The organism is Aneurinibacillus thermoaerophilus (genome assembly GCF_900099925.1).
Classification (GTDB): domain Bacteria; phylum Bacillota; class Bacilli; order Aneurinibacillales; family Aneurinibacillaceae; genus Aneurinibacillus; species Aneurinibacillus thermoaerophilus.
This window is the reverse complement of sequence record NZ_FNDE01000011.1, coordinates 25,916-48,844: the sequence shown is the minus strand read 5'-3', so window position 1 is coordinate 48,844 and position 22,929 is coordinate 25,916. Positions and strand designations below refer to the sequence as shown.

General features: G+C 46.9%; 23 protein-coding genes and 1 riboswitch. Of the genes, 8 read left to right on the top strand and 15 right to left on the bottom strand.

All coding sequences use genetic code 11. The features are described from left to right. Positions 1–19 precede the first annotated feature (19 nt). The 4 genes from BLR88_RS07815 to BLR88_RS07800 all read right to left on the bottom strand — a co-directional run bounded on the left by BLR88_RS07815 (position 20) and on the right by BLR88_RS07800 (position 4,981). Positions 20–1,519, bottom strand: a complete 1,500-nt coding sequence (locus BLR88_RS07815) for a glycosyltransferase family 39 protein (protein ID WP_057898188.1) — start codon at positions 1,517–1,519, stop codon at positions 20–22. 3 nt (positions 1,520–1,522) lie between these two features. Further along, entirely contained in the window at positions 1,523–2,284 is a 762-nt protein-coding gene (locus tag BLR88_RS07810; RefSeq protein ID WP_091260366.1) for a hypothetical protein, read from the bottom strand. Positions 2,285–2,321: 37 nt separating this feature from the next. Next, on the bottom strand, positions 2,322–3,524 hold the full coding sequence (locus BLR88_RS07805; RefSeq protein WP_091260365.1) for a hypothetical protein: 1,203 nt from the start codon (positions 3,522–3,524) through the stop codon (positions 2,322–2,324). A gap of 152 nt (positions 3,525–3,676) precedes the next feature. After that, positions 3,677–4,981: a UDP-glucose dehydrogenase family protein gene (locus tag BLR88_RS07800; protein ID WP_091260363.1), complete on the bottom strand. Its 1,305-nt coding sequence runs from the start codon at positions 4,979–4,981 to the stop codon at positions 3,677–3,679. Between the two features lie 128 nt (positions 4,982–5,109). Here BLR88_RS07800 and cax point away from each other — a divergent pair, with 128 nt between their 5' ends. Together cax and BLR88_RS07790 are read left to right on the top strand one after the other, a co-directional pair. Then, a complete protein-coding gene (gene cax / locus BLR88_RS07795) occupies positions 5,110–6,162 on the top strand; it encodes a calcium/proton exchanger (protein ID WP_254778259.1) in 1,053 nt (350 codons plus the stop codon). 15 nt (positions 6,163–6,177) lie between these two features. Further along, positions 6,178–6,675, top strand: a complete 498-nt coding sequence (locus BLR88_RS07790; RefSeq protein ID WP_057898183.1) for a hypothetical protein — start codon at positions 6,178–6,180, stop codon at positions 6,673–6,675. Between the two features lie 269 nt (positions 6,676–6,944). Here BLR88_RS07790 and BLR88_RS07785 read toward each other — a convergent pair whose 3' ends face one another. The 3 genes from BLR88_RS07785 to BLR88_RS07775 all read right to left on the bottom strand — a co-directional run bounded on the left by BLR88_RS07785 (position 6,945) and on the right by BLR88_RS07775 (position 9,538). Then, complete coding sequence (locus tag BLR88_RS07785) at positions 6,945–7,460, bottom strand: hypothetical protein (protein WP_057898182.1); 516 nt, start codon at positions 7,458–7,460, stop codon at positions 6,945–6,947. A 19-nt stretch (positions 7,461–7,479) separates the two neighbouring features. Beyond that, positions 7,480–8,550, bottom strand: a complete 1,071-nt coding sequence (locus BLR88_RS07780; RefSeq protein WP_057898181.1) for a M42 family metallopeptidase — start codon at positions 8,548–8,550, stop codon at positions 7,480–7,482. Between the two features lie 67 nt (positions 8,551–8,617). Beyond that, positions 8,618–9,538 carry an EamA family transporter gene (locus BLR88_RS07775; RefSeq protein WP_322787657.1) on the bottom strand — a complete coding sequence of 307 codons (921 nt, stop codon included), beginning with the start codon at positions 9,536–9,538 and terminating at the stop codon, positions 8,618–8,620. Between the two features lie 171 nt (positions 9,539–9,709). Between BLR88_RS07775 and BLR88_RS07770 the strand changes: the two genes are divergently transcribed. Then, positions 9,710–9,910: a hypothetical protein gene (locus BLR88_RS07770; RefSeq protein WP_057898179.1), complete on the top strand. Its 201-nt coding sequence runs from the start codon at positions 9,710–9,712 to the stop codon at positions 9,908–9,910. 91 nt (positions 9,911–10,001) lie between these two features. Here BLR88_RS07770 and BLR88_RS07765 read toward each other — a convergent pair whose 3' ends face one another. Next, positions 10,002–11,537 carry a fumarate hydratase gene (locus BLR88_RS07765; RefSeq protein ID WP_057898178.1) on the bottom strand — a complete coding sequence of 512 codons (1,536 nt, stop codon included), beginning with the start codon at positions 11,535–11,537 and terminating at the stop codon, positions 10,002–10,004. A 123-nt stretch (positions 11,538–11,660) separates the two neighbouring features. Next, positions 11,661–12,842 carry a rhomboid family intramembrane serine protease gene (locus BLR88_RS07760; RefSeq protein ID WP_057898177.1) on the bottom strand — a complete coding sequence of 394 codons (1,182 nt, stop codon included), beginning with the start codon at positions 12,840–12,842 and terminating at the stop codon, positions 11,661–11,663. A gap of 121 nt (positions 12,843–12,963) precedes the next feature. Between BLR88_RS07760 and BLR88_RS07755 the strand changes: the two genes are divergently transcribed. Continuing rightward, the gene (locus BLR88_RS07755) at positions 12,964–13,596 is read left to right on the top strand and encodes an ABC transporter ATP-binding protein (RefSeq protein WP_091260359.1); all 633 of its coding nucleotides are present in this window, start codon (positions 12,964–12,966) and stop codon (positions 13,594–13,596) included. A gap of 38 nt (positions 13,597–13,634) precedes the next feature. Further along, positions 13,635–14,387, top strand: a complete 753-nt coding sequence (locus tag BLR88_RS07750) for an ABC transporter permease (RefSeq protein WP_057898175.1) — start codon at positions 13,635–13,637, stop codon at positions 14,385–14,387. 83 nt (positions 14,388–14,470) lie between these two features. On the opposite strand, the gene BLR88_RS18985 is transcribed toward BLR88_RS07750, so the two are convergent. Beyond that, complete coding sequence (locus tag BLR88_RS18985) at positions 14,471–14,773, bottom strand: hypothetical protein (protein ID WP_139184944.1); 303 nt, start codon at positions 14,771–14,773, stop codon at positions 14,471–14,473. A gap of 170 nt (positions 14,774–14,943) precedes the next feature. On the opposite strand from BLR88_RS18985, the gene BLR88_RS07745 reads away from it, so the two are divergent. Continuing rightward, on the top strand, positions 14,944–15,399 hold the full coding sequence (locus BLR88_RS07745; RefSeq protein ID WP_057900260.1) for an acyl-CoA thioesterase: 456 nt from the start codon (positions 14,944–14,946) through the stop codon (positions 15,397–15,399). A 199-nt stretch (positions 15,400–15,598) separates the two neighbouring features. Here BLR88_RS07745 and BLR88_RS07735 read toward each other — a convergent pair whose 3' ends face one another. Both BLR88_RS07735 and BLR88_RS07730 read right to left on the bottom strand, forming a co-directional pair. Further along, positions 15,599–16,183 carry a class I SAM-dependent methyltransferase gene (locus BLR88_RS07735; RefSeq protein WP_057898173.1) on the bottom strand — a complete coding sequence of 195 codons (585 nt, stop codon included), beginning with the start codon at positions 16,181–16,183 and terminating at the stop codon, positions 15,599–15,601. Positions 16,184–16,409: 226 nt separating this feature from the next. After that, complete coding sequence (locus BLR88_RS07730) at positions 16,410–16,808, bottom strand: helix-turn-helix transcriptional regulator (protein ID WP_057898172.1); 399 nt, start codon at positions 16,806–16,808, stop codon at positions 16,410–16,412. Positions 16,809–16,968: 160 nt separating this feature from the next. Here BLR88_RS07730 and BLR88_RS07725 point away from each other — a divergent pair, with 160 nt between their 5' ends. After that, positions 16,969–17,337 (top strand): restriction endonuclease subunit S domain-containing protein, encoded by a 369-nt coding sequence (locus BLR88_RS07725; protein WP_091260357.1) that lies wholly within the window; start codon positions 16,969–16,971, stop codon positions 17,335–17,337. A 150-nt stretch (positions 17,338–17,487) separates the two neighbouring features. Here the strand turns inward: BLR88_RS07725 and thiD are convergent, their stop codons facing one another. Next, on the bottom strand, positions 17,488–18,300 hold the full coding sequence (thiD, locus tag BLR88_RS07720; protein ID WP_057898170.1) for a bifunctional hydroxymethylpyrimidine kinase/phosphomethylpyrimidine kinase: 813 nt from the start codon (positions 18,298–18,300) through the stop codon (positions 17,488–17,490). A 106-nt stretch (positions 18,301–18,406) separates the two neighbouring features. Continuing rightward, positions 18,407–18,507, bottom strand: a riboswitch (TPP riboswitch). An 88-nt stretch (positions 18,508–18,595) separates the two neighbouring features. Next, the gene (gene acsA, locus BLR88_RS07715) at positions 18,596–20,317 is read right to left on the bottom strand and encodes an acetate--CoA ligase (RefSeq protein ID WP_057898169.1); all 1,722 of its coding nucleotides are present in this window, start codon (positions 20,315–20,317) and stop codon (positions 18,596–18,598) included. 295 nt (positions 20,318–20,612) lie between these two features. Between acsA and BLR88_RS07710 the strand changes: the two genes are divergently transcribed. Continuing rightward, positions 20,613–22,025 carry a S8 family peptidase gene (locus BLR88_RS07710; protein WP_057898168.1) on the top strand — a complete coding sequence of 471 codons (1,413 nt, stop codon included), beginning with the start codon at positions 20,613–20,615 and terminating at the stop codon, positions 22,023–22,025. A 158-nt stretch (positions 22,026–22,183) separates the two neighbouring features. Here the strand turns inward: BLR88_RS07710 and BLR88_RS07705 are convergent, their stop codons facing one another. After that, positions 22,184–22,687, bottom strand: coding sequence for a DUF3907 family protein (locus BLR88_RS07705; protein ID WP_057898167.1), 504 nt, complete (start codon positions 22,685–22,687; stop codon positions 22,184–22,186). Positions 22,688–22,929 lie beyond the last annotated feature (242 nt).

Below are 22,929 nucleotides of genomic sequence, written 5' to 3'. Positions count from 1 at the left end.
GAAGAACGGGTGAAATCAATTATCCATTTCGGATACAATTGCGCCATTCCACTTTCCGATCTGGACGAATCTCATACAAAATAATGCGATGATACGTCGGGTACAGCCAAGGGTTTCCCGTAAAACGTGCGCGTTCCCTGACATATTGCCGCAAGATCGGTTTATGAAAGCCTTCCAAGACCGCATCGGTCATAAACACGGATTCAGGCTGCGCTCTCAGGCTAAGAACCGATGTTTGAAACACAGGCCAGCCGCGCAAACGAACCACCTGTAGCGACGGATGACGATAACGCATCACTCGTTCTTCTTCGTATGTGTACACTACACCTGAAGCCGGCAAATGTAGCGCGGCATAATCCGCAAGCTGCACCATCGGTGACGCCTGCGTCCGCTGATCATGAATCTGTGTCCAGCTCACCGCCGCCATACATGCGGCAAATGCCAGCAAAAAGACTCTCCCTGCTCTCCGCCAGCTTAGGAAACCAAACGCAAGTCCCTGAAGCAAAGGAACAAGCAACGGCAAAATATGGCGCGGTTTCTCTACATTCTGAGCAAAAAACGCCCACCAAAAATACGGAACAATCCACATAAAAAAAAGTCCGGCTTCACGCCAACGTGTACGCGCTGTCCGACGCACTTTCTTTTGCACCATCCACCATCCGACCAGAGCTACCGGCAAAAGAACAAGCACGCCCAGACTTATCCAGTGCTGTCCCGGCCATGGCGCGCCCAGCCCCGCCGCCAGCCACTGGCGTAACATCCAATAGCCAAAACGCTCCATGATATTTCCCCCGGTGTACGCGCCACCCCAATCGGAGAAATGACCGCCAGTAAAAGCGCGCGCAAGCTCCCACAGCCCTTGCATGCTTCCTACGTTCACCGCCATTGCATACACCCATAACAACGACACAAGAGCGGCTCCAAACGCAGCATTCGCCACGTCCATCCACCGCTTTGTATCCCGCCCATATACATATCCGGCCCAAAGCGGTACAGCTCCCAGCATGATATATGACACCCGTACACCGTACAAAAGTCCAAGCAAAATCCCGCTCACCAAAAGAGCCAGTGCTCGTCGCCGTTCGCCAAGCGTTCCATCCAGCGCACGAAGACTGCTTGCGACAAGCAATGTGGCCAGCAATGTACCAAAGCTGTCTGATAACGGCTGCGTCCCGAGCACAACCGAAAGCGGCGCTACAGCCCACAACAAGCAAGCGGCATCAGCCACCCGCTTTCCGCCGCAACGTAAAGAGATGCTATATAACGGGAAAACGGTAAGCGATGCCGCCACGGCGGATAGCGCGGACAGCGCAAGAAAGGGATTGTCAGTCAAACTGCCGAATAAAAACGCAACCAGCATATATATCGGGTAACCGGGAAAATGAGGCTGCATCGCTGCCAAATCATACTCTTGCAGCCCTAACGCAAAATCCACATCATCCCATCCACCCGGTCCTTGCGCCAAAAACGGCAGACGGACAAGCAACGCCAAGAAGGTTATCAATGCTGCGCGCTTCATCGTTTATCCGCGCCGTTTGCGCATCGTCCGAAAAATAATGAATCCAAGTACGATCACGATCACCGCGAGCGGAACCCAGTTTTTCAAGTCACTGATACCAGTGGATGTTTTTTTCGCGTTTGCCGTATTGCCCGGTCCTTCGCCCGGTTTAAAGTGGCCAACTTCTATGTCTTTCAATTGAAACTTGTCCTGTAGCGTTTTATAAATCTCTTCTTTCTTTTCCTTGTATTTGGCCTGATCCGGCTCTTTTATCCCAACGCCGAACAAGCCCGGGTTGCCAAGCGAAGCAAGCGCTTCATCGAACGCAGCGCGCACTTTTTGGTCAAGCGCTTGGTCTTTTTCTTTCACGATCGGGGAAAGTGCTTCGTATGTAGCCCTTGCTTTTGCAAGCAAAAGTTTATTTTGTTCATAATTTTTAAAGTCTTTTTCTACACTCTCCATGCGACGTGCGATGTTCAGCACGAGCACTTGATGATACGCTTTCAGGGCCGCTTCTTTATCTTTATCCTCAAGCGCCTGAATCATCACTTTCGCCGGCTCAGGCCCCATGTGCATGTCCAGTTCTCCCTTAATAGACTGGAATACTTGAATCGCTCCGCTGTAATCCGGAGGATCCTGATTCAATTTTGCCGCCACTTGTTTGTAGTTTTCCGCTACGGCCTCTTCGTTTGGATTGCCGTATGAATACGCCCACGCCGGCACCGGCGCAAGCGTAAACATAAGCAAGCAAACAAAGAGGGCGGAAATGAACGCTGATTGTTTCATAACCATGCCCCCTGCTCTTTATGATATAATTTTTCAATTATTTACCGTAGGATGTAAGCTTGTCAAGCGCTGGTGTCATTTCTTTATAAATTGCTTCCGCTTTTTGCTTATCGCCTGCTTTCACGGCATTCAAATGTTGTTGCGCCTGTTCAAGCAGCTTATCCGCCTTCGCCTTGTCTCCCAGCACTTTCGGTAAATCCAATTTTATCATATCGAGAAAAAGCGCACCTTCTAAAGAAGTAATCACCGCTTTGTCTTGTCCCCAATTTTTGAATGATTCGTCATATTCACTCTTGGCTGTAGCTGTAATTGCACGAATATACGCTGCATTTATTTTGCCACCTTTGATCGTTTTCGGATCGTTGGACAGATCAAACTGTTGGTTAATATAATCCGCAGATTCCTTATCATGCTTTGACAGGTATCCCTGAAGCGATTGGAAGAACGCCCACCCCTCAGCCTGCATCTCTTTCAACTTCTCCTGCTTCTCACCTTCTTGGACGCCTTTTTCAATTTTGTAAGCGTAGCCTTTTTCACCGCCAGAAGCGAGATAGAAACCTTTCATGAGCGATTTATCAACCATTTGTTTGCCGAGATTGTACGCCAGTTTATCACCTTTATCAATAGCGCTGTTCATTTCGGAAAATCCGGTATCAATGGCGCTCAACAGCTGAGTCTGATACGCGTTATCGCGCTTCTCCATCGTGCCTTTCAAAGAAGCTTCATAAACTTCTTTTGCGGTTGCTACCGCTTTTTTCGCTTCTTCTTTATTGTCAAATCTGTCGTCCGCCTGCTTAAACTCGTAACGTGCCGTCAAAAATGCCGTTTTCTGAAGCAGTTTATCGACGATTTGGCCCACTACTGACGCAGGCATCTGTCCCGCTTTACCGGCGGTAAGCGCTGCAGTCAGCTGCTCATCAACCTTTTCTTTATATTCTCCATCCAGCATCTGAACGTGCTGCTTCAGCTTTTCGTCGTATGCTTTCTGCGCCTTATCCCAATCTACCGGCGTTTTGTCTTCACCTTTCTTCACCAAGCTAACAAGTTCTTTTAACGCGGAAGTATAAGCGGTAGCATTAAATTGCCCTTCTTGCGGCTTGTTCGATTCTGTTTTCGTTTCCGTTGCCTGCGCCTGTTTACTCTCCGTCTGCGGCTTAGCTGCTCCCTGTCCAGTACCGCATCCAGATAGTACAAACATCGTCGCGACTGCTATAGTGGTCAATACTTTCCATGCTTTCATTATCGAAATCCCTTCTCCCTCTAGGTGCTTATAAAGATAATACAGATAATACAGTAAAATTTATTATCATTTCATGTTCGCTATATAGTTTAGTGCGAATGATAACTATTGTCAATAAAAAGAAAGAAACTTATTCTCTGTTATAACATTTTTTATCGCCCCATCCCTCTGTACTGAAAACCAGCGCGTTCCCAGACGCTTCTGTTATACAAATTACGAAAATCAAACAACACTTTTTTCTCCATTACTCTACCCAGCTTTTCTGCATCAAGCGCAAGAAATTCGGGCCATTCAGTCAATACCAGCACCGCGCAGGCCCCCTTTGCTGTTTCATACGGATTCTTCCCGTATGCCAGCTGTTTCCTCCACCTCTTTTTCGCATTGATGAGCGCCTCCGGATCATACACCGAGACTTGTGCGCCTTCCTTAAGTAACTGTTCGATAATGGCAACAGCCGGTGATTCGCGCATATCGTCCGTTCCCGCTTTGAACGCGAGCCCAAAAACAGCAAGCCTAATGCCTCTTAAATCAGAAAATTCTTGTTTTACTTTTTCCGCCACATAAAGTTTATGCCGTTTATTGCTTTCGATTACCGCTTCTACAATCGTAAGCGGCGCTTCTGCTTCCCGCGCGGACAAGGCGAATGCTTCCGTATCTTTCGGCAGGCACGAACCTCCGTAGCCAGGTCCTGGCGACAGATACTGGTTCCCAATGCGCGGATCGGCTCCCAACGCCTTCACCACAGCTGTGACATCCGCCCCCATCGCATCGCACAGCCGCGCGATTTCATTTATAAAAGCGACTTTCATCGCCAAAAAGCTGTTGGCGCTGTATTTAATCATTTCCGCCGTTCTGAAATCCGTGATTAAAAACGGTACCCCGGCCTTTACTAGTGGAGCGTACAGCGCTCGCATCGTTTCTACCGCTCGTTCGCTTTCCGCGCCGATAACAATCCGAGCCGGATGGAAAAAGTCTCGCAGCGCTTGCCCTTCTCTTAAGAACTCTGGGTTAGCCACCACATCGCAGGACCATCGACCTTGTGCCGTTTTACGCAGCACATCCTGCACCTTTTCACATGTACCAAGCGGAACTGTACTTTTAATAACGACAACCGTATCCGTCCCGCTATGCCGCCCGATGGTTTCAGCCACTTCCAACACCGCTGATACGTCAGCGGCTCCTTTTTCCATCCCTGGTGTTCCTACCGCAATAAAAACGATATCCGCCCATGTGACACCTTCCACAACGTTTGTTTCAAATGAAAGCCTTCCCTCCGCCACCTGCTGGTGCAGCTCTTCTTCCATCTCCGGTTCGTAAAACGGAAGGTCTCCTTCGGAAAGCAATGCGATTTTCTTTTCATCTATATCGAAACAGCGAATTTTGTTGCCGAAATGAGCCAGACCAGTAGCTACGGCTAGCCCCGCATATCCCGCTCCGATTACAGCTATTTTTTTCATTTTCCGTTTCTCCTATCGATATGTGAAAAATTTTTGCTTTTTTCTTCTTCTTTGTTTTACACTATTGTTTAGGTTATTCATCCGCAAACCAAAAATCAAGGAATCGGTGAAGAAAGCGAGGGAATTTTTTGAATCAGAAAATGTTTTTTGCGCTCGTCATCGCGCTGACAGCGCTAAGCGGCTGGGCACATTACTTCACCCAATCATCCGGCCTGCAATTTGTCACAACCTCGGCGGCCATCATTATGCTGGCTGCGCTTCTCGGCCGCGCAACGGAGAATGTCGCCCACTACGCTGGCGAACGCATCGGCGGCTTTCTGAACGCTACGTTTGGCAACGCGGCTGAACTTATTATCGCCATTTTCCTTATTAAAGAAGGTTTGTTCGACATGGTGAAAGCGAGCATCACTGGCTCCATCATCGGGAACTTGCTGCTCGTCCTTGGACTCAGCGTTATCGCTGGTGGCCTAAAATTCAAAGAACAGCGCTTTAACCCGATTCTGGCCGGCCATAACGCGTCGCTCATGCTGCTCTCCGTAATCGCGCTGTTTATTCCGGCCGTATTTCTTAAACAGTTGAAGCCGGAGCGTATCGACACACTGAGTTTGATTATCGCTGGCCTTCTTATTATCGCTTACATACTGTGGCTCATCTTCTCTATGATTACGCATAAAGAAGAACTGGCCGATCATGCGGTTGAAGAAGAAATCGAGGAAGGACAGCGCTGGGGGAAAGGATTCTCTATTATTATGCTGGTAGTGGCTACCGTCTTCGTCGCGATTACAAGCGAGTGGCTGGTGCATAGTATTGAAGAGGTGGCACACGCCCTCGGCTGGTCCGAAATCTTCGTCGGTGCCTTCGTGATTGCGATTGTCGGTAACGCTGCCGAACACAGCGCAGCTATCTTCCTCGCATTGAAAAATAAAATCGGCGCGTCCGTGGAAATCGCGGTCGGCAGCAGCCTGCAAATCGCGCTATTCGTGGCACCAACGCTCGTTTTTGTTAGCCTTATCTTCGGCAAACAGATGGATCTTATATTCACGGCGTACGAATTAGCCGCCATCGGCGTAAGCGCGTTTATCGCGTCGTCCATCTCCCGCGACGGAAACACCAACTGGTACGAAGGCGTGCTGCTCATTGTCGTGTATGTTATCCTTGGCGCCGCGTTTTACTTTCTATAAAAGGAGTGAGAAAATATGGCAGACGTTATTACCATCAGCGGCAATGTAAAATACAGCATTACCCTTGATCCAAGCGTCTGGATTTTCGATGATCGGAAATTCAAATTAGAGGATTTCTTTGCGAACATCGGCCAAGAAAAAACTGAAGGTGCTGATGATTCTCTTATGAAAATCGGGCAACGGTGGGATCGCGAATTAACGCAAGGTGTCGCCCCAACGCAACAAAGCGAGAAACTGTTCGCAGAAAAGAAAAAAATCGTGGGCGATTACGGTATGAACCTTGGCCCATTCCTGAAAAACGCGGAACCGAACGAAACCGCTTCTACCCTGGTTTGTAAACGGGAAAGCGGTGAAGAAATACGTATTCCTTTAAGCGAGGCATATGAAGCGGTTGTCTGTTTCGCGATCGACGGCAAACCGATCCGCAAAGATGGTCCCGTTTACCTGTATTATGGGGATGGCCGCAACATGGACAATCCCATTAAAGGGATTACCGGATTCGAAATTATATAATCTATACACAAAAACCTGGAAGAAGCATTCCTTTCTCCGGGTTTTTGTGTATATGGAAAACATCTGTATATATCACACCTGTTAATATTTATTTTCTGAGGCAAACAAACTTCTTGTCGACAAAAAAAGACTCCGCAAAAGCGGAGCCAAAAAACAACAACTCTCAACCATTTGAATAAGTTGTCATAAAAAGAATAATATAAAATTCAGCAAGAAACAATAGAAAATTTAGGAAATCCACCTGTTTTTACGCAAAAATCGACAAAAAATTAGCGCTTTGCCTCTAAAATTTTATGCGGCACCCGATGACGTTCCAAAAGTGCAAGAAACGTTTCTTCTTTCTGGAAAGATAATCGACAACTCAACGTGCTAGCAAAATAAAGATGAATCCTTTCCTCTTCTCCAGCCAAAAAACGAAGACGATACACTTCATCCAAATCCTGAAGGCCGAAGAAGTAAGTAAGCCGTTCAGGCGTAAGCTTTGTCGTAAAGGTCCGGCTCAACAACACGCCGTCCTTCCGGTATTCGCGCTGTTCTGCTTTCTGCGCGCCCATCAGCGTCAAGAATGCCACCGCCCTCTCCATTCCGGCAAACTTAACGATTTCCGCGTCATTATATTCGATCTCTACGTCTGTCAATTCATCCTGTAATGCTTGCAACATACAGTAAAACAGCTTGCGAATCACCAGATTGCCGGGAGAAAGCCTGTGATCATCAAAGCGGTATACGTATTGTGCTTCCTGCTGTTTGTTATTCGTAATTCTGTGCAAGTATAAATACTGCACGACGCTTCCCCTCCGCGTTTTACTGCCGTTCTTTAATGCGCTTTAATGCCGCGTGATCCAGGCGCTTTAACAGCGCCAGCAAAAGCTGTTTAGCCGCCTCATAATCATCGCGATGAATAATGGCTGCGTGGCTGTGGATATAGCGGGCCGGAATGCCGATAACAGCCGATGGAACCCCTTTTCCCGTCAAGTGTACTCGTCCCGCATCCGTTCCGCCCGGAGAAACGAAAAATTGATAACGAATGCCTAACTCTTCAGCCGTATCAATCATAAAATCACGCAACCCTGGCAACGTTACCATCGTCCGGTCCATAATACGCATCAATAGCCCTTTCCCGAGCTTGCCCATCCCTTCCTTGAGACCCGGAATATCCCCGGCCGGACTTGCATCCAACGCAAAGAACACATCCGGTTCGATCATGTTTGCCGCCGTCCCGGCGCCACGCAAGCCAACTTCCTCCTGCACCGTCGCTCCGCCATAAATTATGTTCGGGTGCTTCGCATCTTTCATTTCCTGCATCATTTCCACGGCAAGCGCGCAACCATACCGATTATCCCATGCTTTAGCCATCATCTTCTTCGGATTTCCCATTACCGTGAACGGACAAACGGGCAAAATAGGCTGTCCGGGACGGACGCCAATTTCCTCTGCGTCTTCTTTATTATCCGCTCCGATATCGATGAACATATCTTTTATATCCATCGGTTTATTCTTTCTGCTTTCCGGCAACACATGCGGTGGAATGGAACTGATAACGCCCATGATCGGGCCGTTGTTCGTGATAATCTGTACGCGTTGCGCCAGCAGAACCTGGCTCCACCATCCGCCCAGCGGCTGAAACTGGATAAACCCTTGATCCGTAATGCGTGTTACCATAAAACCAACCTCATCCATATGACCAGCTACCATAATTTTCGGGCCGTTCTCGTCGCCGCGCAGCACACCAAAAATGCTTCCCAAATTATCAAAAACGATCTCATTTGTCGTTTCACTTATGTACTCCTTTATAATGGCACGAACTTCTCCTTCAAATCCAGGAGCACCGCACGCTTCTGTTAACCGTTTAAACAGCGTCATTTGTTTATCCATACAATCTTACCCCTTTACCCTTTTTCGTATCTTTCTTGAGCATACCAGAAAAAAACAAAAAGACCAATTAATCAGCCTTCTGTAAAACAGCCGCCCGGCATTTGCGGGCAATTTCCGGTACGGCAATTCCAAGCAAAATCACAGCTACGCCAAACCATTGCCAAGCGCTTACGCTTTCTTTCAACACCGTATTCGACATAAATACGGCCATGGGAAGCTCTGCAGCACCTAAAATCGTAGCAAGCCCTCCACCGATATGAGGCACGCCGAGCGTAAAAAAAAGCGTCGGAATCACACCGCCGAACAGGGCCAAAAGCAGTGAATACACAAGCAGTCCTTCCGCAAACGCTCCATTAATAAGAAAGACAGGTGGGTAAACCAGAAACGTCACAAGTACCGAACCGGTAAGAATGACAGCGGAACGTGTGTAAGGATGAAGATCTTCTGAAGCTTTTCCGCTAAAAATAACAAACATCGCATACGTAAATGCGGAAAGAAGTCCGTATACCACCCCGATCAGCTTAAGCTCTCCGAATGTCGAGGAAAATATGCCACCAGCCAGTACCGTACCGATGGCAAGCAAAACGAGTGCCCCTATTTTTTCCCAGCCGGGCCGCCTCCGTTCCATTACAGCTTCTGCCAGCACACCGATCCAGGTGAACTGGAATAGCAGGACAATCGCAATCGAAGCCGGGACATATTGCAAAGATTGATAATAAAACACACCGGTCAGTCCGCTCATCACACCGATTCCCATTAGCACAGGCCAATGCTTTTTTTTCAATCTTGGCTTAGAAAATAAAAGCGCAACCGTCCACATGAATGTCATAGCCAAAAACATCTGGCTACCGCTGACTTCCGCTGGCACAAACCCCGCTTGATATGCGAGCTTAACGAATGTTGATAATATTCCGTAACTGCACGCACCGAGAAATACAAGCAGCACGGAACGCCAGTACACCATCTCTACGCCATCTCCTTTCTGCAATGTAGGCTTCTTGTCAACTCTCCACCTATGGCTAACGCTTATAGGTAGGGGGAGTCTGTGCGATTTTAGATAAAAAAACTGCCCTTTTATTGTACTACATTTCTATACAAACAATGACAAACATATCCCGTCCCCGATCAGGGAACCATGTTATCAGGAGGTGCTGGACTGATGAGAAAAGGGATTATCCCGATCGCGCTCGGAACGGCCGTTACGTTGACCGGGCTTAGCATGATGAACCGTCGCCATACGGATATTCAGCCTAACAATTCTTATGCTTGGGGACTGGCCGGCTTTGGGCTTGCTCACATCGTGCTCGGCGCTATCGACGCGGCGCGTGATAACCAAGATGAAGGGAAAGACTTTTTCTAATTGGTAACATCCTTTCTCAATCATTATACCTGTTCAAGCAAAAAAGCCAGCAAATGACTTGCTGGCTTCGCCAATTTCGACAAAAATAGTGTTAACTAAATACCGGTTCAGCAAATTTCGCCAATTTTTCAAAAGAGCTTTTGTCCACATCCGCATGCAAACTATTGCCATGCGAATCCATCGTAACAATGGCAGCAAACCCTTCTACCTGAAGGTGCCACATTGCCTCCGGAATACCAAATTCAAGGAAATCAACACCTTCTACTTTCTTCACGCAATCTGCATAGTACTGGGCTGCGCCTCCGATAGCATTGAGGTATACGCCGCCGTGTTCCTTAAGTCCCTGAAGTGTTTTCGAACCCATACCGCCTTTGCCGATAACAACACGAATGCCGAATTTCTTCATAATATCCGCTTGATACGGCTCCTCACGGATGCTTGTCGTCGGACCAGCCGCTTTGACGTGCCATTCACCGTTCTCATCTTTCAACATAACCGGACCACAGTGATAAATAACGCCGCCATTCAAATCAACCGGACAGTCGTGATCCATCATGTACTTATGGAAAGCGTCACGCCCTGTGTGAATCAGACCGTTAATAATCACCACATCGCCCACTTTCAGGCTGCGCACTTGTTCTTCTGTAATTGGATATTGCAGGACAACCTGACGGCGCTCTTCCGCCTGCACTGGCTGCTCTTGCACACCCTCATTCAGGTCAATTTTTCCTTCTTCTTTATATAACCAGTCCTTAATTGCACCAGTTGCCGGGTCAATCGTTACCCCCTGACGGCGGAACGCCCAACAGTTGTAAGCCACGGATACGAAAAAACTTGCAGGCAGACGATTTATGGCGCCGATTTTACAGCCCAATAACGTTGTTTCACCGCCGAAGCCCATCGTACCGATGCCAAGTGCGTTCGCCTTTTCCATAATGTAGTCTTCCAGTTTCGCAAGTTCCGGGTTCGGATTCACATCATCCACTTTGCGGAAGAGCTGCTCTTTTGCAAGCGCATAACCGGTCGTCCGGTCACCGCCAATGCCCACACCAATAAAGCCGGCGCTACAGCCCTGTCCCTGCGCCTGGTATACGCTATGCAAAATGCATTTACGGATACCATCCAGGTCACGGCCTGCTTTGCCAAGCCCTTCAAGCTCAGTCGGAAGGCTATACTGGATGTTTTTGTTCTCACAGCCGCCGCCTTTCAAAATCAGCTTCACTTCAATTTCGTCTTTCTCCCATTGTTCGAAGTGAATCACCGGCGTTCCCGGTCCAAGGTTTGTGCCGCTGTTCTCACCGGTCAATGAATCGACGGAGTTCGGACGCAACTTGCCGTTCTTTGTTGCGAGTTCAATTGCTTCCTGAATGGCTTTCTTCATTTCAATCTGATTCGATCCTACTGGTGTATGCACTTCGAACGTTGGCATACCAGTGTCCTGACAGATAGGCGATACATTTGTTTCCGCCATTTCAATATTTTGTGCAATCGTAGCTAGAGAAAGAGCCGCACGAGTGCCCGCGTTTTCTTTTTGTCTTGCTTTTGCAATCGCTCTGCGCACATCCGGAGGCAGATTGGTGGATGTTTCGACGATCAGCTTGTATATGCTATCCTTAAACTGTTTCATACACTCCTACCCCTTTTTGTGAAAAATCACTTTCAATTGTTTATTATATCGGACATTTCCCGAAGGGGAAAGGAATTTATCTATGCTGAATCTTTTAGGCTTTTGGGAAAGAAAATATGAAAATCACAGTCCGCCTCGTTTCATTCCCCACCATATCAATACGGCAAGCAAGATAAAGGCTCCCGCTTTTATAAATGGATTCCCTTTTTTTCGAGGCAACCCAACAATCGCTGAAGCAAGAAAACCGCCGATAAGCCCCCCCAAGTGGGCATAATTATCGATAATCTGCGGTGATAAAAAACCGATAGCCAGGTTAATTCCAAGCACAACAAGAATATTTGTCCCAAGCGTTTGAAAAAACAAGGATTTATTCTGTGTGCCAAAATATAACAGCGCGCCAAACAAGCCAAATATTGCGCCAGACGCCCCTGCGGAAAGATTGGGAGAAAACGCAAAGCTCCCTACGACCCCACTGATGCCAGCAAGCATGTAAATGATAAAGTACCTGACCGAACCATATAACTGCTCAGTCAACGTTCCCAGAGAATATAATGCAAACCCGTTAAATAGAATATGCATCAAACCAATATGCAAAAACATCGGAGTAATAAAGCGCCACCATTCTCCTTCAAGAATCAGCGGTGTATATTTTGCCCCGAAAAAGAGAAGAACGCGAGGATTTTGGCTTCCTCCGCTCAGTTCCATCAAAATAAACAGCGCGATAATAATGACGAGGAAAAAATACGTAAAGCGCGGCCTGCCGTAAAAAAACGTTTCTCGCAGTTCCCGCTCCCGTTCCACTTCTGTCTGTTCGATGCGCTGCATCCAATACGAAGCCGGAGGATCATTTTCCGAAATCTCTGTTTCCGCAAACAAAGCCGAAGAATACAGCATATGATTTCCCGAGCTTTCCCCCTTGCTTATCCAGCGTCTCTCTAAAAGCGCATAAGCGGCAACATCGAGCGAAACTTGGAATTCGTCTATCCCTTGCTCGGCGCGTAGCGCTTCCCGCATACTATCCGCTACCGATTCATAACATACATATACGATCCTGCCTTTCATAGCCCGCACGCCGAACCGCCTGCGCAAATCTTCTAGGCGCGCGGCACTCTCCCGCACATCATATATCAGCGTGCCTTCCCATAAAAAGTCGGCGAGCCGAAGCTGGATGTAGTGGCACTCTTTTCCTTTCTGCCGCAACAAATGAACGATCCCTTCTTCTGAGTGAAGCACCGTATAATCTTCTTCTACCACAAGCCGATATGAAATTTTCCATATGTACTGATATGCAATGGTGTTGTTCAAAAAATTCTTCCTTTCCATGTAAATATCATTGATCCATCTCTTCCAACATCTCCCCATACTTATATATACTATACATGCATACTAAATGTAATTCCTACATATAAAGGAGGTGGTGGCCTTCATGGAAAAAAGAGCCATCATTGAGCTCTCTGATGTTTCAAAATCATATGCAACATCCGGGCATATTGCCATGCCACTATGCGGTATCACGGCTTCTGTCCCGCAAGGCGCCTTCATTACAATTACAGGCCCTTCCGGAACCGGAAAAAGCACGCTGTTCCGCCTGTTAACTCGCCTTGAAGAGCCTGACAAAGGACGTATCGTCTATCAGGGAAAACCGCTTTCTGACTGGAATCCTCCCGAACTGCGCCGAAACCTGCATTATGTCTTCCAAGTACCCATTTTGTTCCCTGGCACCGTAGCGGACAATCTCGATTATCCCGCAAAAATCAGGGGCGGCAAATTAGAAAAACAAGAGATGCAAAAATTGCTAGATCGTGTCAGCCTCCCCCGTGATTACTTATCACGCAACGTTGGAGAGCTATCCGGCGGTGAAAAACAACGAGTCAATATCGCCCGGTCACTGTCGCTTGCACCGGATGTGCTGCTACTGGATGAACCAACCTCTGCACTCGATAAAAAAACAACGGAACATATCGAACAGGAAATCCGCAATTACCACGCGAAAGGACACACTATACTATGGATTACCCATTCTCCGGAACAGGCAACACGCCTCGGAAACATCCAATAGCATCTTGAAGGTGGGCGATTGAAGGAGCGTACGATCAAATGAGTATACTGGCTACCATTATGACTGTTAGTTTCGTATTTATTGCCATACTTTTATCGCTCCAGCTTAGACTAAAGCTTGAACGTGACATGTTTATCGGCACGATCCGCGCGATCATTCAATTAGTCGCTGTGGGATATGTACTGGAATTCGTGTTTTCAAGCCGGCACTGGGCGTTTATTGCTTGCATGCTGTTCATGATGGTTCTTGTTGCAGCCCATAATTCGGCCAAACGAGGCAAAGGCGTTCCGCATGTATTTGCTCGTATTTTTTTCACCATCTCGGTTGTAACTGGATTCACAATTGGTATGATGCTGGCGCTTGATCTGATTCACTGGGAGCCGAAATCCATCATTCCAATCAGCGGTATGGTGATCGGCAACTGCATGATCGTCTCTTCCCTCCTGCTTAACCAAATGCGAGAACGAGCAGAATCAATGCGGGAAGAAATTCTCGTGGCGCTTTCGCTAGGAGCTACAAGCCGCCAGGCAAGCGAACGTATGACCCGCCAGGCAATTCGCGCCGGTATGATCCCGGTTATTGATTCTATGAAAACGATCGGGCTCGTCCAGCTTCCCGGCATGATGACCGGATTAATTATCGCGGGTACAAGTCCCATTGAAGCGGTTCGCTATCAACTATTGATTATGTTTTCGTTTACGGCCGCTTCCGCCCTGACAAGCATTATTCTCGGTTTTCTCGTCTACCCCACCCTTTTCAACCGCAACCATCAATACATAGGTTGGAAATAAGAAAAACAAAGGGGACGTGTTTGTCCCTACAAAAGAGGGACAAACAGACAAACACGCCCCGTTTTTTTGTATGCTATATTATCTCAGTAGCTGGAAGAGCTATCGTCACGCTTATCGTAGTGAGCGGTCGGATAGCACGAAGGCGACATTGGTTGCTGTGCCGAGGCAGTCGGGTATGGCATTGCATAATAGCCTTTTTTGTAATAATGTTCATACATTTTTCTGTGGTAACAATAACGTTTATAATACTTCTTGTAGTGCTTTTTATGATGCATATGCTTATGACACTTGTACTCGTAATACTTCATCTTCTCCATGTGATAGTAACACTTAACGATTTCCACATCCGTCGTCTGAACCATGCCCATGGGATAATGAGAATACACGTGTAACTTCCTCCATTCATGTATTTTTTAATCTGCTACACTGTATTCACCCATGAGACGGTAAGACACGACACTTGCCCAGAGGCGGCAAATTAGGTGCCTGCCTACTTTAACTTTGTGGAGGTGAACACCATTTGCAAGCGAAAAAGACAAGCGAATCCCGCACGATTATGACCGATATTGTGCTACCCCCAGACACGAACTACCATGGCACAATTTTCGGGGGCAAAGTTATGGCATATATTGATAAAGTCGCTAGCATCACGGCTATGCGACACTGCCGCAGGCAAGTAGTGACCGCATCAAGTGACAGCCTCGATTTTTTGGCGCCGATCTGCACGAGTGAAGCCATCTGCTTAGAAGCCTATGTATCATGGACACACAACACATCCATGGAGGTTTATGTAAAAGTAGAAGCGGAAAATCTGCTTACAGGAGAACGCCGTTTAACTTCACAGGCTTATTTGACGTTCGTCGCCTTAGACGAGAACGGCAAACCAACGCCCGTTCCGCCTGTGCTTCCCGAAACAGAAGAAGAACGCTGGAACTACCGCACCGCCCCTGAGCGTTTCGAAATCCGCAACCGACGTCGCACCCTGGCAAAACAACAGTACACAACCGAGTAGGAAAGAAGAGTCATCCCCGTCCTCTCACCTATGAAAAAATGCAAGTTCTTGTTTGGTCGACACCCTTGTCTTAAGCTAATGGCTACTACTGCTTTCGCCATTCGGGACTTGAACCCTGGAGATGACGCCCATGCCAGGCGCATCACCAAAAATAGCCAAAGGAAGGACTTCCTTTGGCTATTTTATGTAATCAAATGGATTATTGCTTAATGGCATAAAGGCTCAGGTACGGTTCGTCTCCGCCTCCTGTATTCGTCCTATCAAAAATGCGGAAGCCATGCGAACGCAAAACATTCTGAATCTCCTCTTCTCCATACAATTGGTGAAAGATATTGTCAATAACCACATCTCCTTCACCCAGACGGTAAGAAGAAAAAAATACACCACCCGGCTTTAATACTCGATATACTTCATCTAAAGCCTTATGTAAATCCTCTTTTGTAAGATAAATGAGTGAAGCGTTCGCCCACACACCGTCATACCGTTCGCTTCCCGTCGGAATATGGCGGAAATCCCCTTGAATAAATTCCACACCCTGGACTTTTTGTTTGGCCTGCTCAAGCATAACTTCGCTAATATCAAGCCCTTGCACCTGCAGGTCATACCGCTTGAGCCGAAGCGCATCATGCCCCGCGCCGCAACCGAGATCCAACACGCAATTACCGCCCAGAAGCATTTGAAACGCTGAAATAAATTGTATCGTCAGTTCATGATGACGCCATTTCACCCCTGTCTGATTGGCCAGTTTATCAAAAGAAGCCCGATTCCGCTCTACGTAATCCATGCTTTCACCTCCCGCCCCTTTTCCTCAATTCTAGCTAATTAAGGAATAGAATGCTACATGCTGTGAATAGAAACGAGGGATGTAAGCTCATTCACGTGCCATAAGGCACGCCTGAGTCTAGCGTAAATTCCTCTCATGACTGAAGTCACGAGCATCCTTTACGCAAAACATGAAATTTGAAACGGCTGATATACACCTGAAGCACTTCTGCTTTCTTAAAAATAATCTACTTTTTGTTTTCGGTTGAAGAAAATAAAAGCCGTTCATACATGCTAAAAAAACGCTTCAATGTGTATTGATACTTTTCTAAGGCTTGAGACCACGTATCAAGGTATTCATTTCCTACATCAGTGATAGAGTACATCCTTTTGGGAGGTCCCCCGCTGGAAACTTCCCAACGTGATTGCACAAATTTTTCACTCTCTAACTGCCGCAAGATCCGGTATACATAACCAGGATCAATAGAAGAAAATCCGAATTCTACCAAATCATGAACAATTTGATATCCATAGTTACTCATCCGGCGGAGCAAAAGCAAGACACAGGGTATCAGTAAATTTTTCGGCGCGCTCGCGCTACAGACGTAAACTTTATCTTTACTATGTTCGTTTTTGCTATTCCCCATAACGTACTTCTCCCCCTTATCGTGTCCTATTCATTTCACTATACGAACAACCAAACAGAAAAATAACATATATTTTTTAATTTTTTAAAGATTTTTGTTTGTATATTTTACCTACCATACGTAATATAAAAGTGAGAGATTAAAAACAGGAGGGATTCGCGTGGCATCCAATCAAACGTTCGATCCAGTGCAAATGTGGAAGAGTTGGTACGACCTTGTGGAAAAAACTTTCGGGAAAACGATAGACGATTTCATTAAGACAACAGAATACGGGTCTATGATCGGAGAATATCAAAAATGGTTTTTTTATTCCCAGGAGCAATACAAGAAGATGGTAGACCAAATTCTCAATGAAAATAACCTGCCCAGCAAAGAAGAAATTGCCCGCGTCGCCCAACTGGTCATCCAGTTGGAAGAAAAGGTGGAAAAACTGGACGAAAGATTGGATGATGAAATATTGTCAACACTGAACGAAATCAAAGAAACACTGAAAAAGAGTAAAAACGCAAACCAAAAAGCAACAATATAAATATTCAGTAAAATTTCAGTAAGATTCTATAAATAAGGCGAGAGGTCAGGAATAGGCAACAAAAAAGACACGAGCCTTTTCTGTTACGAGCCTGACCCCTCATTTCTTCTTTCTATACTTACTGCAAAACACGCCCATTTATTTCATGCCTTAAACATCGTTGCTTCCTTCTCTTCGGTACGCCCAATGGTTGGTTGGACCGTGGCCGTGTCCGATACCGAGCGGATGACTAATAGCGGCCGTAATGAAGACCTTTGCCTGCTTTACTGCCTCCCGAACGTTTTTTCCAGAGGCGAGCCCCGCCGCGATGGCGGCCGCAAACGTGCAGCCGGTACCGTGCGTATGCTGCGTATGGAATCGTTCAGCGGACAATTCTACAAACTCGCGCCCGTCATACAACAGGTCGGTCACAATGTCGTCTGTGCCGTGTCCACCTTTAATTACTACATGTTGCGCTCCCCAATCGTGAAGCAATTTAGCCGCTTCTTTCATCTCTTCTTTCGTTTCAATCTTTTCCATGCCTGTCAACACTTTCGCCTCCGGAAGATTAGGAGTAACGACCGTCGCAAGCGGCAGCAGATGTTCCTTGACGGCAGCCACCGCTTCCGTAACTAACAAAGGGGCACCTCCTTTGGCAACCATGACCGGATCGAGCACATAATTACGCACATTATATTCCTTGAGTTTTTTTGCGACCGTTTCAATAATGATGCTATTAAATAGCATCCCCGTTTTTACTGCGTCCGTCCCGATATCCGAAAGCACCGCATCCATTTGCTGCGCGATAAACTCAGGAGGAACTGGAAACACGCCGTGTACCCCCTGCGTATTCTGTGCCGTAAGTGCGGTAAGTACGGACATGCCGTATACACCAAGCTCCTGAAATGTCTTTAAGTCCGCCTGAATACCGGCGCCGCCGCCGCTATCAGACCCTGCTACTGTTAGTGCTTTATGCACTGTCATTATACACACCTCTCTTCGCTGTCTGCTTCCTGCATTTTCCCTTCATATACAAAAAACGCCCCCCGGTGGAGTGGCGTGTGAGATGCATATATAAGCGCAGCTACGCGGCATCACCCGTCCACTTCCCTCCGCCGGCATTATCCGGATCAGGTTCTAAGGGTCGAAGCAAGCGCTTCTCTCAGCCCAAGAGCTCCCCTAGTGGCGGTTTTCGTATTGAGTTCATTCCAATGGTACTCCTTCTACGCCAAAGCGTCAAGAAGAACCAGAAAAGAATCATCCTCTCTTTTTGACTCTTTTACTCTTCCATAGTCGACAGATCACCAGTCGGCAGACCAAGCTCCCACGCTTTTAGCACACGACGCATAATTTTGCCAGAACGCGTCTTTGGAAGCTTGTCGCGAAATTCGATCTGGCGCGGTGCCGCATGTGCAGCAAGACGCTCTTTAACGAAAAGACGAATTTCTTCTTTTAGAGCGTCACTCGCCTCATATCCTGCACGAAGCGTAATAAACGCCTTAATAATCTCTCCACGCACCGGATCCGGTACCCCGATTACGCCGGCTTCTGCCACCGCCGGATGCTCTACCAGTTTGCTTTCAACCTCAAATGGACCAACACGTTCGCCGGACGTATTAATGACATCATCCACGCGCCCTTCAAACCAGAAATAGCCGTCTTCATCCATATACGCAGAATCACCAGAAATATACCAACCAGTTCTAAAGTATTCTTCATACTTAGCCGGATTGTTCCAGATTTGGCGCATCATAGCCGGCCATGGTGGCATAATCGCGAGGTTCCCCATTGTATTCGGCGGCAATTCATTGCCTTCGTCATCAACAACCGCCATCTTAATGCCGGGCAACGGCTTCCCCATCGAACCCGGACGAATCGGCATGGAACGGTAGTTTGCGCAGATGGTCGAACCCGTTTCTGTCATCCACCAGTTATCATGAATACGTAGGTTCAGCACATCCAATCCCCAGCGGATAACTTCCGGGTTAAGCGGCTCTCCCGCTGAAAGAATATGCCTCAAATGGGAAAGGTTATACCGTTTCGGCAATTCATCCCCTTCACCCATCAGCATACGAAATGCGGTCGGCGCACTGAACCACACGTTCACTTTATATTTCTCCAGCGTAGCGTACCAATCGGCTGGCTTAAAGCGTCCACCGCGCAGCACAACCGTCACACCGTTCAACCACGGCGCCCACATACCCGCTGATGTTCCGGTTACCCATCCCGGATCCGCCGTACACCAGTAAACATCACCTTCGCGCAGGTCGTATACCCATTTTCCGGACAGGTATTGATGCACCATGGCATCATGCACCTGATAAACGCCTTTCGGCTTACCGGTGGAGCCCGATGTGTAATGCAACAGCATGCCTGATTCACGCTCTACCCACTCGATTATATATTCATCGGATATGGACATTAGTTCCTGATACAACGTTTGATTTTCTGCTGTTTTTCCTTCGGCTCCGACAAGAATCACGTGTTTTAATTCCGGCAATTCCTCCACAGGAATGCGATACAGCAAGGACTGTGTCGTTACGACAGCCACGGAACCGCTGTCCAGCAAACGATCGCGCACCGCATCCTCCATAAACGCTTCAAACAGCGGACCCGCGATGGCACCGATGCGTACAATTCCAAGCAAAGCAATATACAGCTCGGGACTGCGCGGCATAAAAATAAAGACCCTGTCACCTTTTTTTACACCTTTCGCCTTCAATCCATTAGCGAATCGGCAGGACAACTGACGCAACTCCGCGTACGTGTATCGTTCTTCCCGCTCTCCATCCATATAAAGCAACGCGATCTTATCGCCATTTCCTGTATCTACATGCCTATCAATCGCCTCGTATACAATGTTTACGTTTCCTGTTTCATGCCAGGAAAAATTCTTCTCCACTTCTTTCCAATCCATGGTACGAACGGCTTCCTCGTAATTTTTTAAATTTGCCGTTTCGTCAAGCATCATAATATCCTGTAGTCCTTCTTTTGTAGCCATGATTTCTACCCCCATCCCCAAACGAATGCAATTTTCCCCAAGCCCTTATCGTTCTATCTATATGTCTTGGTGTTTGTATACATCTTGTTATATAACAATGTACTACATGTATTCGACAAAATAAAGCGTTTACCTTTTTAAAATTATGATTTTTTATATTTATTTTAGTTTTCATTGATGTTTCCTTTACGCTTAATATGCTGTTAAAAGCAGCTGTTAAAATTCACCGTTCATACGATCGAGGTGCCAGCCAAACGCTATACCTAACCGCACGCTTGCGGAAAGGAGGATAGCTATGAGAAACTTTACTCGATACGCGGTAGGCGGGCTGGCTGTCATTTTTGCGGGTGCTTGCTTTCTTCTGGCCCAGCCAGAACAAAGCGAAGCCCCTCCAAAGAAACCGGACACTTCATCTGTTTCACAACAGACAAAACCACATAAATTTTACCGCATTAACTACATCAGCGGACTGAATGAAACACGCACCAGGCTGAACAATAGTGAACACGTCATCACAATTCATCACAACAGCAATGAAACAAGCCACTACATGAAACGCGAAGTGACCGTAAAATTCAAGCGTCCGCCTTCTCCCACCGAGCTCAAACAAATGATACAGGCAATTAACGGCTGGGAAAAAGCGCGATTCGGCAGCATGTATATTTTCAAATCGCGAACCATGTCTGCCGACGAACTGATCGCATATTTCAACAAGCGGCCAAACGTGCAGTTTGCGGAGCCAAACTATCTTTTGCTTCCCAACGCAACGCCAAACGATATGCTTTATCCACGCTACCAATGGAATATGCCTGCCATTAACATGGAACAAGCTTGGGACATTAGCAAAGGGCGAGAAAACGTCATCATCGCGGTCATCGATACAGGGGTCGATCTGACGCACCCCGAATTCCAGGGCAAGCTTGTCAAAGGCCATAATGTGCTCAACGACTCCGATCGCCCTCAGGACGATAACGGCCACGGCACGCATGTCGCCGGAATTATCGCTGCCAAAACAAACAACCGTGAAGGAATTGCAGGCATTGCTTGGAACAATAAAATTATGCCTATTAAAGGTATTGGAAGCGACGGAAGCGGCTCATCGTTCGATATTGCCCGCGGTATCATTTGGGCAGCCGATCACGGAGCCAGCGTAATTAATATGAGTGTGGGCAATTATCACCCGTCTAACGTACTACATGATGCGATCAAATACGCATTTAGTAAAAACGTTGTCATGGTGGCGGCCAGCGGAAACGATCACACCTCCCAACCGAGTTTTCCCGCCGCATATCCGGAAGTTATCAGCGTCGCTGCGATTGATTGGCAAGGAAATCAGGCGAATTTTTCGAATTACGGTTCCTACATCGACGTAGCGGCGCCAGGCGTGGATATTCCAAGCACATATGTGCAGGGTGACTACGCCTCCCTTTCCGGTACTTCCATGGCGTGCCCACATGTCGCCGGGTTAGCCGGGCTTATTCGTTCGCTAAACCCGGAACTAAACAATAGCGAAGTTATGAAAATTATACGTGCAGCTACCTGGGACGCGGGTCAGCCTGGCTGGGATCATTATTACGGATACGGCATTGTAAACGTACCCCACGCCCTGCAGTTGGCCGGCACCCACACGCAAAATACCACGCCTTCAGCCACTAAACCTACACAAAAAAATACATTCTGGGAACAGCTTCAGAAATTGTTTCCATGAGAAAAGCGCGCGGGCAAACGTTTCGTAACTTTTTCCTCTCTAAACTATAAAAAAAGAAAGTATATTACTTTTTACACTTTAAAGCAAAATATACTTTTTTAAGTAATAAAAACCTCCGTAATCCCGAAAGCGGATAACGGAGGTTTTCATTTAACTGTTTAATGTGTTGCACTCATACGCTTCATAGTTACGTAATCTGTCTCATAATATTGAAGCTCGTCACGCAAATATTCGAATACCTTGGACATTCCTAACGTCAGCGCTTTCAATTCCGGCGTCACTTCTTTGTGGAAGATAATCGCATCGCGACCTGTGTACGAATTGCGTCCATCTTCCTCATACACTTCCCCTTTAGGATAGAAAAATAAGTTCACACACGTATGGTACACCAAGTAGAGGGCCTCTTCCGCAAATTCTTTGTTGAAACGGGCACGTCGCAAACAAATACCTAATTTTTCATACGCATTCTCACAATTGACGAGTAAATGGCGGAGATCTGACAGGTAATCCCGGTAATATGACTCATACTGTTCAGGGTCTGAAGACGCTTGCACAAGCTGATTTAATGTTGTGGTGTTCAAAAATTTCTCCAATTCCATACAAACCTTTTTCAGCCTGTTGTAGGACTCCTCACAGATTTCTTTCAACTGAGTCTCTGGCATAAGACACCCTCCAATCTTATAAGATTTCTCTTCCCTCTTACATTGAATTGTAACAAATTTGTTACAACTAACCTAGCATTATTTCGCTAAAAAATAATGTTTAAAAATTCTTAATTGTTTATCCCGATCACTAGAATAGCTGCCGATCTTCTTTCCGTCCGCTTCTAATAATTTGCAGAATAAACAATCAATTACGAATTCATCTTCTATACTTTATTTATAAATTAAATATGTTATGATAA

Coding starts and splice junctions, on each gene's coding strand:
- BLR88_RS07810 (WP_091260366.1), bottom strand. CDS start 2,284: ATGAAACAATCAGCGTTCATTTCCGCCCTCTTTGTTTGCTTGCTTATG.
- BLR88_RS07800 (WP_091260363.1), bottom strand. CDS start 4,981: ATGAAAAAAATAGCTGTAATCGGAGCGGGATATGCGGGGCTAGCCGTA.
- BLR88_RS07755 (WP_091260359.1), top strand. CDS start 12,964: ATGGAAAAAAGAGCCATCATTGAGCTCTCTGATGTTTCAAAATCATAT.
- BLR88_RS07805 (WP_091260365.1), bottom strand. CDS start 3,524: ATGAAAGCATGGAAAGTATTGACCACTATAGCAGTCGCGACGATGTTT.
- BLR88_RS07705 (WP_057898167.1), bottom strand. CDS start 22,687: ATGCCAGAGACTCAGTTGAAAGAAATCTGTGAGGAGTCCTACAACAGG.
- BLR88_RS07710 (WP_057898168.1), top strand. CDS start 20,613: ATGAGAAACTTTACTCGATACGCGGTAGGCGGGCTGGCTGTCATTTTT.
- BLR88_RS07730 (WP_057898172.1), bottom strand. CDS start 16,808: ATGGGGAATAGCAAAAACGAACATAGTAAAGATAAAGTTTACGTCTGT.
- BLR88_RS07765 (WP_057898178.1), bottom strand. CDS start 11,537: ATGAAACAGTTTAAGGATAGCATATACAAGCTGATCGTCGAAACATCC.
- BLR88_RS07735 (WP_057898173.1), bottom strand. CDS start 16,183: ATGGATTACGTAGAGCGGAATCGGGCTTCTTTTGATAAACTGGCCAAT.
- BLR88_RS07750 (WP_057898175.1), top strand. CDS start 13,635: ATGAGTATACTGGCTACCATTATGACTGTTAGTTTCGTATTTATTGCC.
- acsA (WP_057898169.1), bottom strand. CDS start 20,317: ATGGCTACAAAAGAAGGACTACAGGATATTATGATGCTTGACGAAACG.
- BLR88_RS07745 (WP_057900260.1), top strand. CDS start 14,944: ATGACCGATATTGTGCTACCCCCAGACACGAACTACCATGGCACAATT.
- BLR88_RS07815 (WP_057898188.1), bottom strand. CDS start 1,519: ATGAAGCGCGCAGCATTGATAACCTTCTTGGCGTTGCTTGTCCGTCTG.
- BLR88_RS07770 (WP_057898179.1), top strand. CDS start 9,710: ATGAGAAAAGGGATTATCCCGATCGCGCTCGGAACGGCCGTTACGTTG.
- BLR88_RS07780 (WP_057898181.1), bottom strand. CDS start 8,550: ATGGATAAACAAATGACGCTGTTTAAACGGTTAACAGAAGCGTGCGGT.
- BLR88_RS07790 (WP_057898183.1), top strand. CDS start 6,178: ATGGCAGACGTTATTACCATCAGCGGCAATGTAAAATACAGCATTACC.
- thiD (WP_057898170.1), bottom strand. CDS start 18,300: ATGACAGTGCATAAAGCACTAACAGTAGCAGGGTCTGATAGCGGCGGC.